Source organism: Gryllotalpicola sp. (assembly GCF_027352875.1).
Classification (GTDB): Bacteria; Actinomycetota; Actinomycetes; order Actinomycetales; family Microbacteriaceae; genus Gryllotalpicola.
In genome coordinates, this window is the sequence record NZ_DAIEII010000018.1 from 1 (window position 1) to 10,421 (window position 10,421).

The 10,421-nt window shown below is 71.5% G+C and carries 9 protein-coding genes and 1 tRNA gene; 9 read left to right on the top strand and 1 reads right to left on the bottom strand.

The features are described 5' to 3' along the window. The 9 genes from M7D61_RS02440 to M7D61_RS02480 all read left to right on the top strand — a co-directional run. A partial coding sequence (locus M7D61_RS02440) for an Rv3654c family TadE-like protein (protein WP_298227243.1) occupies positions 1–319 on the top strand: 319 nt, incomplete at its 5' end. A gap of 318 nt (positions 320–637) precedes the next feature. Continuing rightward, positions 638–3,295, top strand: a complete 2,658-nt coding sequence (gene topA, locus M7D61_RS02445) for a type I DNA topoisomerase (RefSeq protein ID WP_298227245.1) — start codon at positions 638–640, stop codon at positions 3,293–3,295. A gap of 7 nt (positions 3,296–3,302) precedes the next feature. After that, on the top strand, positions 3,303–3,950 hold the full coding sequence (gene tmk / locus M7D61_RS02450; protein ID WP_298227247.1) for a dTMP kinase: 648 nt from the start codon (positions 3,303–3,305) through the stop codon (positions 3,948–3,950). Positions 3,951–3,959: 9 nt separating this feature from the next. After that, the gene (locus M7D61_RS02455) at positions 3,960–5,150 is read left to right on the top strand and encodes a DNA polymerase III subunit delta' (RefSeq protein ID WP_298227249.1); all 1,191 of its coding nucleotides are present in this window, start codon (positions 3,960–3,962) and stop codon (positions 5,148–5,150) included. Further along, positions 5,147–6,718: an alpha/beta hydrolase gene (locus M7D61_RS02460; RefSeq protein ID WP_298227251.1), complete on the top strand. Its 1,572-nt coding sequence runs from the start codon at positions 5,147–5,149 to the stop codon at positions 6,716–6,718. The genes M7D61_RS02455 and M7D61_RS02460 overlap by 4 nt, the downstream gene beginning before the upstream one ends. 47 nt (positions 6,719–6,765) lie before the next feature. After that, complete coding sequence (locus M7D61_RS02465) at positions 6,766–7,458, top strand: TetR family transcriptional regulator (RefSeq protein ID WP_298227253.1); 693 nt, start codon at positions 6,766–6,768, stop codon at positions 7,456–7,458. Positions 7,459–7,539: 81 nt separating this feature from the next. After that, positions 7,540–7,611: transfer RNA gene (locus M7D61_RS02470), tRNA-Thr, on the top strand. A gap of 224 nt (positions 7,612–7,835) precedes the next feature. Continuing rightward, positions 7,836–9,287, top strand: a complete 1,452-nt coding sequence (locus tag M7D61_RS02475; RefSeq protein ID WP_298227255.1) for a D-alanyl-D-alanine carboxypeptidase — start codon at positions 7,836–7,838, stop codon at positions 9,285–9,287. A gap of 11 nt (positions 9,288–9,298) precedes the next feature. Then, positions 9,299–9,883, top strand: a complete 585-nt coding sequence (locus M7D61_RS02480) for an isochorismatase family protein (protein WP_298227258.1) — start codon at positions 9,299–9,301, stop codon at positions 9,881–9,883. A gap of 141 nt (positions 9,884–10,024) precedes the next feature. Here M7D61_RS02480 and M7D61_RS02485 read toward each other — a convergent pair. Further along, on the bottom strand, positions 10,025–10,421 hold a 397-nt coding region (locus M7D61_RS02485; RefSeq protein ID WP_298227260.1), incomplete at its 5' end, for a hypothetical protein.

The following is a 10,421-nucleotide window of genomic DNA, read 5'->3' on the forward strand; positions in this document are numbered from 1 at the left end:
CGGCTCGGTGCTCGGCATCGCCGTCGTGGCCGCCGCCGTCCTCGCCGCCGCCGCCGCGATCCCGGTTGCGGGCGCCTTCGTGGCGAAGGCGCGGGCGGATTCCGCCGCCGACGCCGCTGCGCTCGCGGCGGCCGACACGCTCAGCGGACGCATCCCGGGCTACCCCTGCGAGCAGGCGCGGCACCTCGCCGAACTCGACGCCACCTCCCTCACCAGCTGCGGCATCAGCGGCCTCATCGCCACCGTCGCGGTCGAGACGCGCTACGCCGGGCTGACCATCACCGCCCGGGCCAGGGCCGGCCCGCCGACCCGGCCCTGACGAGGTCGCAGACCGGACCCTGACGAGGTCGTAGACCGGACCCTGGCGGGAGGCTCCCGGCCCGGTCCCGACGAGGCCACCGGCCGACCCTGAGCGAGGCTTCCGGCCCGGTCCCGACGAGGCCGCAGGCCCGACCCTGAGCGAGGCCTCCGGCCCGGCCCTGACGAGGCCCGCAGGCCCGGTCCCGACGAGGCCGCAGGCCCGGTCCCGACGAGGCCGCAGGCCCGGTCCCGACGAGGCCGCAGGCCCGACCCTGAGCGAGCCGCTGGACACCGGTGTGTATGGTGTGCAGTCGTAAGCACCGCATTAGGGAGCACAGTGGCAGGCAAGAAGCTGGTCATCGTCGAGTCGCCGACGAAGGTGAAGTCGATCGCCCAATACCTCGGGGACGGTTACGAGGTCATGGCGTCGGTCGGCCACATCCGCGACCTCATCGAGCCGAAGGACGTCCCCGCCGGCCAGAAGAAGACCCTGCTCGGCAAGTTCGGCGTCGACATCGACCACGGCTTCAAGCCCTGGTACGTGGTGAGCCCGCGCAGCGTCAAGGTCGTCTCCGAGCTGAAGAAGGCCCTCAAGGAAGCCGACGAGCTCGTGCTCGCCACCGATGAGGACCGGGAGGGCGAGGCCATCGCGTGGCACCTCCTCGAGGTGCTCAAGCCCAAGGTGCCGGTCAAGCGGATGGTGTTCCACGAGATCACCAAGGAGGCCATCCAGGCCGCCCGCGACCACACCCGCGACATCGACATGAGCCTTGTCGACGCGCAGGAGACCCGCCGCGTGCTCGACCGCCTCTACGGCTACGAGGTCTCGCCGGTGCTGTGGCGCAAGGTCGGTCCGGGTCTGTCGGCCGGTCGAGTGCAGTCGCCCGCGACGCGTCTCGTCGTCGACCGCGAGCGCGAGCGCATGGAGTTCGTCGCTGCGTCCTACTGGGATCTGCTCGCCCGGTTCACACCCGGCGAGGGCACCGCACCCTTCGAGGCGCGTCTCGCCCGGCTGAACGGCACGCGCATCGCCCAGGGCCGCGACTTCGACGACCGCGGGCGGCTCACCGGCGACGTCACCGTCCTCACGGAGGCCGGCGCGACCGCGCTCGCCGACGCCCTGCGCGACGACCCGACGACCATCACTGTGAGCAGCGTCGAGTCCAAGCCGTACACTCGGCGCCCGGCGGCCCCGTTCACGACGTCGACGCTGCAGCAGGAGGCATCCCGCAAGCTGCGCTTCAGCGCCCGTCAGACGATGAGCGTCGCCCAGGCGCTCTACGAGAACGGCTACATCACCTACATGCGCACGGACTCGCCGTCGCTGTCGCAGCAGGCCACGAGCGCCGCACGCTCCCAGGCCGCCGCGCTCTACGGCCCCGACACCGTGCCCGAGAAGCCGCGCATCTACACCGGCAAGTCCAAGAATGCCCAGGAGGCGCACGAGGCCATCCGCCCCTCGGGCGAGGTCTTCCGCACCCCCGACGAGGTGCGCTCGTTCCTCTCGGCCAACGACTTCAAGCTCTACGACCTCATCTGGAAGCGCACCATCGCGAGCCAGATGGCCGACGCGCGCGGTTCCACGGCATCCGTCGGCATCGAGACCGCAGTGCACGGCGGCGAGCTCGACGGCGCGGTGGCCGAGTTCACCGCATCCGGCACCGTCATCACCTTCCGGGGCTTCCTCCACGCCTACGAGGAGGGCCGCGATGAGGGCCGGGACAGCAGCGGCTCCGCCGACGAGGCCAAGCTGCCGCCGCTCGCCGTGGGCCAGACCCTCGAGATCGCGGGCGTCGAGCCGAAGGGCCATGAGACGACCCCGCCGCCGCGCTACACCGAGGCGAGCCTGGTCAAGGCCCTCGAAGAGCTCGGCGTCGGCCGCCCGTCGACGTACGCCCAGATCATGGAGACCATCGTCGACCGCGGCTACGTGCGCGTCGTCGGCCAGGCGCTCGTGCCGAACTGGGTCGCGTTCTCCGTCGTGCGCCTGCTGGAGGAGCACTTCGGCGACCTCGTCGAGTACGACTTCACCGCCGAGCTCGAGAACGATCTCGACAAGATCGCCGACGGCGACTGGGCCGGCCAGGACTGGCTCAAGGGCTTCTACTACGGCCACGGCGACTACCCGGGACTGCGCGCCGTCGTCGAGGACATCGGCGACATCGACGCCCGCGAGATCAACTCCATTCGCATCGCCGACGACATCACGCTGCGCATCGGCAAGTACGGGCCGTACCTCGAGGTGCCGGGGGATTCCCCCGACGCCGAACCGCGCCGCGTCAACATTCCCGAGGACCTCGCCCCCGACGAGCTCACCCCGGCCAAGGCGCGCGAGCTCGCCGCCGCGCCGGTGCGCACCGATCGCGTGCTCGGGACGCTGCCGGACGGCAAGCAGGTCGTCGCGAAGGCGGGCCGCTACGGCCCCTACGTCACCGAGGTCGACCCGGCCGCCGACCCCGATGCCAAGCCCAAGAAGGGGGCGGCGAAGCCGCGGACGGCATCCCTCTTCGCATCGATGAGCGTCGACACGGTCGACTTCGACACCGCCCTCACACTGCTCGACCTGCCGCGCACGGTCGGCCTCGACCCGGAATCCGGCGAGGAGATCAAGGCGCAGAACGGCCGCTACGGACCGTACCTCACCAAGGGCGCGGACACCCGCTCGCTGCCTGGCGAGGACGCGATCTTCACCATCGACCTCGCCGGCGCCCTCGAGCTGTTCGCCCAGCCGAAGTACGGCGCCCGCCGCGCCTCGAGCGCTCTCAAGGAGTTCGATGCCGACCCGGTGAGCGGCAAGGCGATCAGGGTGCGCGACGGCCGCTTCGGGCCCTACGTCACCGACGGCGAGACGAACGCGACCATCCCGCGCGGCGAGAGCGTCGACGACGTCGACTTCGCTCGTGCGGTCCAGCTGCTCGCCGACAAGCGGGCCAAGGGTCCGGCCAAGCCGCGCGCCAAGCGGGCGCCGGCGCGCAGGGCCGCCACGGCCAAGTGAGCTCGCGGTGAGCGACGCCTCCGGCCTCTTCGTCACCCTCGAGGGCGTCGACGGGTCGGGCAAGTCGACCCAGGCCGCGCTGCTGCTGGAGTGGCTGGAGGACGACGGCTACGAGGCCATCCAGACCCGCGAGCCCGGCGGCACCGAGGTCGGCCGGCTCATCCGCGACATCGTGCTGCACCACAAGGGCGCGGTCGACCCGCGCGCCGAGGCGCTGCTCTTCGCCGCCGACCGCGCCCACCATGTGCAGACCGTGGTGCGGCCGGCGCTCGAGCGCGGCGCGGTCGTCGTCCAGGACCGCTACATCGACTCCTCCGTCGCCTACCAGGGCGCCGGTCGCGTGCTCGACCCCGGCGAGGTGCGCCGGCTGTCGCTCTGGGCGACCCGCGATCTCGTCCCCGACCTCACCGTGCTCTTCGACCTCGACCCGGTGGTCGCGCGCGAGCGCATCGTGCGCGGGCGCGGCGAGGCCGACCGCCTCGAGAGCGAGGCCGACGGCTTCCAGGAGCGGGTGCGCGAGGCGTACCTCGCGATGGCGGATGCCGAGCCCGGGCGCTTCCTCGTCCTCGACGGGGCGGCCGACGCCGCCATCCTCGCCGCGGCCGTCCGCGAGCGCATCGCGCCCCTGCTCGGTGCTGTCACTCGCCACGACTAGCCTGAGCCTGTGGGCGCGTGGAGCGAGCTGACCGGCCAGGCCGGGGCGATCGCCGCGCTGCGCGCGGCAGCCGAGGTCGACCCGGCCGGAGGCGTCAGCGACGCCATGACCCACGCCTGGCTCCTCACCGGCCCGCCCGGTTCCGGCCGGTCCAATCTCGCGTACGCCTTCGCGGCGGCGCTGCTCAGCGACGACCCGGACGGCGACGACGCGACCGTACGTCAGGTCGCCGCCCGCACGCATCCCGACCTCACCGCCCTGAGCACCGACCGGGTCATCATCACCGTCGACGAGGTGCGCGAGCTTGTCGCCAAGTCGCAGTTCTCGCCATCGGTGGGGCGCTACCGCGTCCTCGTCGTCGAGGACGCCGACCGCATGACCGAGCGCACCTCCAACGTCCTGCTCAAGGCGCTGGAAGAGCCGCCGGAGCGCACGGTGTGGGTGCTCTGCGCGCCGAGCGACACCGATCTGCTGCCGACGATCCGGTCGCGGGTGCGCACCGTGCGCCTCACGACCCCGACCGTGGCGGATGTCGCCGCGCTGCTGGTGCGGCGCCACGGCGTCGCGGCGGCGCTCGCCGAGGAATCCGCTCGTCACGCGCAGAGCCATATCGGCATGGCGAGGCGGCTCGCCACCAACGCCGAGGCGCGCGAGCGCCGCGACGAGGTGCTCGACCTGGTGCTCGGGGTCTCGACGGTCGGAGCCGCGGTGAACGCGGCGGCGAGGTTGCTCGAGATCGCCGGCGACGACGGCAAGGCCATGGCCGAGGAGCGCGACGAGCGCGAGCGCGAGGACGCGCTGCGATCGCTCGGCATCGCCCCCGGCGGTACCGTGCCGCTGCAGCTGCGAGGTCAGATCCGCCAGCTGGAGGAGGACCAGAAGCGCCGGGCCACGCGCAGTCTGCGCGACGGTCTCGACCGCATCCTCATCGACCTCCTGTCGGCGTACCGCGATGTCCTCATGATCCAGCTCGGCTCGGCGCTCGAGCTCGTCAACGCCGAGCGCGCCGCCCAGCTCGCCGCGATCGCCGCGGCGGCGGGTCCGGAGCGAACGCTCGCCGTCCTGGATGCCATCGCCGAGGCGCGCACTCGCATCGCGGGCAATGTCGCGCCGGCGCTCGCCCTCGAGGCCATGCTCGTCACCGCAATCCGCACCGCGCCCGCCGCCGCACCGGGCCGCGCCACCAGGGGGAGAGCATGAGCCGTCACATCCGCGCATTCGTCGGGGTTGTCGCGGCGCTGCTGCTCGCCGGCTGCACGGCGTTCGCCCCGAACGGCACGCCGACCACGGGCGCGACCTCCGGCATCGTGCCGGGCGCGCCGACGACGGCCGCGGCCGGCGGCGCGGCTCCGACGACCGGGGCGCCTGCGGGAGCCGAGTCCTTCTACGGGCAGAAGCTCGGCTGGCGGGATTGCGGCGCCGGCTTCGTCTGCGCGACGGCGTCGGCGCCCCTCGACTGGTCCACTCCGGCCGATGGCAAGACGATCACGCTGAGCCTCATCAAGCAGCCCGCGAAGGGCACGAAGCTGGGCACCCTGTTCGTCAACCCGGGCGGCCCGGGGGGCAGTGCGGTCGACTTCGTCCGCTCCAGCATCGGCGGCGCCGACCAGACCCTGCAGGACCACTTCGACATTGTCGGATTCGACCCGCGCGGTGTCGGCTCCTCGAGCGCGGTGAAGTGCCTCTCCGACAGGCAGATGGATCACTACCTCTACGACCCGACGCCGGGCGTGCGCGGTTCGGCGGCGTGGATCGCCGCCCAGGAGGCCGCGACGAAGAGCCTCGGGCAGGCGTGCCTCGCCCGCACCGGCGCGCTGCTCGGCCACGTCGACACCGGGAGCACGGTGAGCGATCTCGACATGCTCCGCAGCGTGGTCGGCGACACCCGCCTCAGCTACCTCGGGTACTCCTACGGCACGCTCATCGGCTCGCTCTACGCCGACCGGTTCCCCGGCAACGTCGGGCGGATGGTGCTCGACGGGGTCATCGACCCGGCGTCCACCGGCGATGAGCTCACCGTCCAGCAGACGGCGGGCTTCGAGTCGAACCTCAACGCGTATCTCCACTGGTGCTTCACGCGGGACTCGAAATGCCCGTTCACGGGTACGGTCGCCGACGCCGACAAGAAGATCGCGCAGACCCTGGCGGATGCCGACGTGCGTCCCATCACGAACTCCGACGGCCGCATCCTCACCGCCAACACGCTGCTCACCGCGATCATCCTGCCGCTCTACGACTCCGGCTCCTGGCAGTACCTCGACTACCTCTTCGAGGACGTCTGGTCGGGCAGCGCGCGCATCGCGTTCGAGTTCGCCGACCAGTACAACAACCGCAACACCGACGGCACCTATTCGAGCAACGAGATGATCGCGTTCATCGCGATCAACTGCCTCGACTACCCGCAGAACCCGGATGTCGCCGCCATGCGGGCGCAGGCGAAGAAGCTCGCGAAGATCGCCCCGGTGATGGGCCCGTACTTCTCGTACGGCGACATCGGCTGCGTGGGCTGGCCGTTCCCGGCGGTCCGCACGCCCGCGCCGGTGAAGGCAGCGGGGTCCGCGCCCATCCTCGTGCTCGGCACGACGGGCGACCCGGCGACGCCGTACGCCAATGCGCAGCACGTCGCGCAGGAGCTCGAGAACGGCCACCTCGTCACCTGGCACGGCAACGGCCACACCGCGTACGGTCGTTCGAACTCCTGCGTGACGGACGCTGTCGACCACTACCTCGTCGACGGCACGGTGCCGAAGAACGATCCGGAGTGTTGACCCCGCTTTGACTGCAAATTTGCAGGCAGTGCAATTATCATGATGCTGTGAGCGATCTCAAGGGGCGCTTCGCGGACGATGCCACGCAGGTGCGGCACGACGCAGCGCACGAGGAAGTGCGCGGTCTCCGCGAGCGCAAGCGCAATGCGACCCGCCTTGCCATCGAGCGTGCAGCGATCACCCTGTCTCTCGAGCGCGGCGTCGACGGGGTCACCGTCGACGAGATCAGCGAGGCCGCCGACGTCTCGCCGCGCACCTTCTTCAACTACTTCCCGAGCAAGGAGGCCGCGCTCATCGGCCACGGGCCGCTGCTGCCCGACGCGGCCCAGACGGCGCGGTTCCTCTCCGCCGGGCCCGATGAGCCGATACTCGACGGCATCCGCGAGCTGTTCTACGACTCGATGTCCTACAAATCGGCCGACGACATGCGTGAGGTCTCGCAGCTCCGGCAGAAGCTCATGGTCGCCAATCCGCACCTCTTCGCGTTGCGCGTCGCCGGAATGGAAGAGGTCGAAGGCGCCGTCGTCGATCTCATCACCCAGCGTCTCACCACCGATGATCCCGCGCTCGCCGTCGACGCGGAGGCGCTGAAACGCGCCAAGCTCCTCGCCTACATCGCGTTCGCCGGAACCCGGCACGCCTGGTCATGCTGGGCGGAGCTCGGCGGCAAGGGCGATCTCGGCGAGAGCATGCGGGAATCGTTCAGCAACCTCAAGACGGTGCTCGCCGTTCACGCCTGAGCGGGCCTGCGGCGGTGATCCGCGGTCTGATTTTCCGGGGCGGATGGCTCTCGATTAGACTCGCTCTGGCCGTTCGGCCGCGCCCCGATAGCTCAGTGGTAGAGCACTTCACTCGTAATGAAGGGGTCGACAGTTCAATCCTGTCTCGGGGCTCCGCGACGGACTCGACGTGCGCCTCGACGCTGGCGTGCTCCGCCGCCGCCGAAGACGGGATCGCGCTCCCACGGCCGAGGTCGACATCGCGTATCTCTCCCTTCCCTTGGTGACATCGACGCTCTCACCAGCGGCATCGCCGTAGTCGGCGATTCGGCGATTCGGCGCCGACCCGGACCGGGGCCGTCCCGTCTCCTCGCCGCCGTGCCAGGTAGGCTGCCAGGGTGAGTGGCACCGGTCCGATGGCGGCGTTCCGCAGGCACCCGCGGGCGTGGCTCGGTGCGGCGCTCGCCGCCGCGATCATCCTCGTCGGCGGAGTCGCCTTCGGCGTCGGTGCGGCCGTCGGCGCCCCCCGGGTCATCGCCAGAGCACCGGTGACGACGACGTCGACTCCGACGCCCACGGCCACGGTGCGCGCCGTGCCGAGCGACATCCCCACGCCCGTGGCCTTCCCGACGTGCTCGGTGGCGAAGCTCAAAAACGACCCCGCGCTCGGCGCGGTCGCGGCATCCGTCGTCGATGCCGACACCGGCCAGTCGATCTACTCCGTCAACGGGAGCATCGCGGCCGCGCCCGCGAGCGTCATGAAGCTCATCACGGCGGGGGCGGCGCTGCGCGCTCTCGGCCCGAACTACCAGATCGAGACGCAGGTCACGGCCAACCCTGCCGACCCGAGCGGCGTGATCCTCGTCGGCGGCGGCGACCCCGTCCTCACCGCGGGAGGCGGCACCTACTTCCCCGGCGCCGCGAGCGTCGTCGACCTCGCGCAGCAGACCGCCCAGTACTGGACGGCGAACTTCCCGGGCGTTGCGCTCGCACACATCACACCGGACGCAACCCTGTTCGCCGGCTCCACGTGGCTCGACACCTGGGACCGCGCCGCCGAGCACGACGCGAACGACGGCTCGACCCCCGACATCGTCGCCCTCGAGGTCGACGGCGACCGCGCCACGCCCACCGCGCTGAGCTCGAAGCGCCTCCACGACGGCCCCGGTGCCATCCAGGCCGCCGGCCAGGCGTTCGCGACCGCGCTCGCCGCCGCGCTCGGCCAGGCGCCGACGTCGATCGCCGTCGACCCCCCCGCGACCGCGCACGTCGACGGTGCCGCCGTCCTCGGCTCGGTGCTCTCGCCGCCCGTCGCGACGCTCGTCCACGAGGCGCTCCTCTACTCGGACAACACGGTCATGGAGTACCTCGCCCGCCTCGTCGCCATCAAGGAGGGCGTCGGCAACACCTTCGCCGACGAGGACACCGCGATGAAGCAGGCGATGCAGGCCTACGGCCTCGACCCGACCGCGCTGAGCATCTTCGACGGCTCGGGCCTCAGCTCGGCGGATGCCGTCCCGCCGGCGTTCCTCACCCGATACCTCGTCAAGATCAACTCCGGCGACGAGGACCTCAAGACGATTTACGACGCGCTCCCCATCGCCGGTCGCACCGGGACGCTCGCAAGCCGGTTCACCGGGCAGGCCGCCGTCGCGCGCGGCCAGGTCAACGCCAAGACCGGCACGCTGAGCAATGCCGCGACCATCGCCGGCATCATCCACGCCAAGGACGGCTCGGTGCTGTCGTTCGCGATCTTCGCCGAGAAGACCGACCCGAACGCCGCCCGCGCGGCGCTCGACAACCTCGCCGCGGGCTTCTACAGCTGCGGTCTCAACATCGCGAAGTACTGATCGCAGCCGCCATGTCCCGCGCCCTCCTCATCGTCGATGTCCAGAACGACTTCACCGAGGGCGGTGCGCTCGGGGTCGACGGCGGCTCCGCCGTCGCCGCGGGCGTGACGACGCTGCTGCACGATCACGGCACGGACTACGCCCTCGTCATCGCCTCGCGCGACTGGCACGACGCGACCGACGACAACGGCGGCCACTTCGCCGCCCGTCCCGACTTCGTCGACACCTGGCCGGTGCACTGCGTCGCAGGCACGCCCGGCGCCGACTATCACCCGGCGCTCGACGCATCCGCGATCGACGTGCACATCCTCAAGGGTCAGGGCAAGCCGGCGTACTCGGCCTTCGAGGGCGCCGACGAGCAGGGCAAGACGATCGCCGACGTGCTGCAGGCCCACGGCGTCACAGACCTCGACATCGTCGGCATCGCCACGGACCACTGCGTGCGCGCCTCGGCGCTCGACGCCCTCGGCGACGGCGAACGGGTGCGCGTGCTCACCGACCTCGTCGCGGGCGTCGCGCCCGAGTCCAGCCGGGCTGCGCTCGCCGAGTTGACCGCGGCCGGAGCGGAGCTCGCCACCTCGGCGACAGGGTGGTGAGGGCTGCCGCGCCGCCCGCGGCGACGCTCATCGCGCTCGGCGGGGTGTTCGTCACGACCCGACGGCTCAGGGCGCTTGTTCTCCGCGGCATGGCGAGGAGGGGCGGGCACCCCCAGTGCCCGCCCCTCCCCGTGGTGCCGGTCAGCGCGCGATCATCGTCCACGCCGCGGACGACGTGACGGTGATGAGCGACGGCCCGGCGTACGCGGACACGACGTCGACGAAGCTGCCATCCGTCTCGGTCGAGGCCGCGAGCTGGTCGCGGACGACGGTGCCGTCGGCCGCAGCGTGGTACTGCTCGATGCGGAACGCCTGGCTGAGGCTGCCCGCGTTCGTCGCGAGGAAGGAGCCCGGTCCCTCGTAGCGGTAGGTGCCGATGCCGGTTCCGGATGCCGGAAGCAGCGGCAGGGAGCTCATCGGTGCGAAGTGCAGCGTCCAGGTGACCTCGGCGCTCGCGTCGACGACGATCTTCGCGGTCTGCAGGGCGGGGTCGTGCGGGAAGACCGGGATCGTCGCGGTGATGGCGTGGTCGGTCGAG

Bases quoted from the DNA above. Each gene is read 5' to 3' on its own strand.
- M7D61_RS02480 (WP_298227258.1), top strand. From the start codon at position 9,299: ATGTCCCGCGCCCTCCTCATCGTCGATGTCCAGAACGACTTCACCGAG.
- M7D61_RS02460 (WP_298227251.1), top strand. From the start codon at position 5,147: ATGAGCCGTCACATCCGCGCATTCGTCGGGGTTGTCGCGGCGCTGCTG.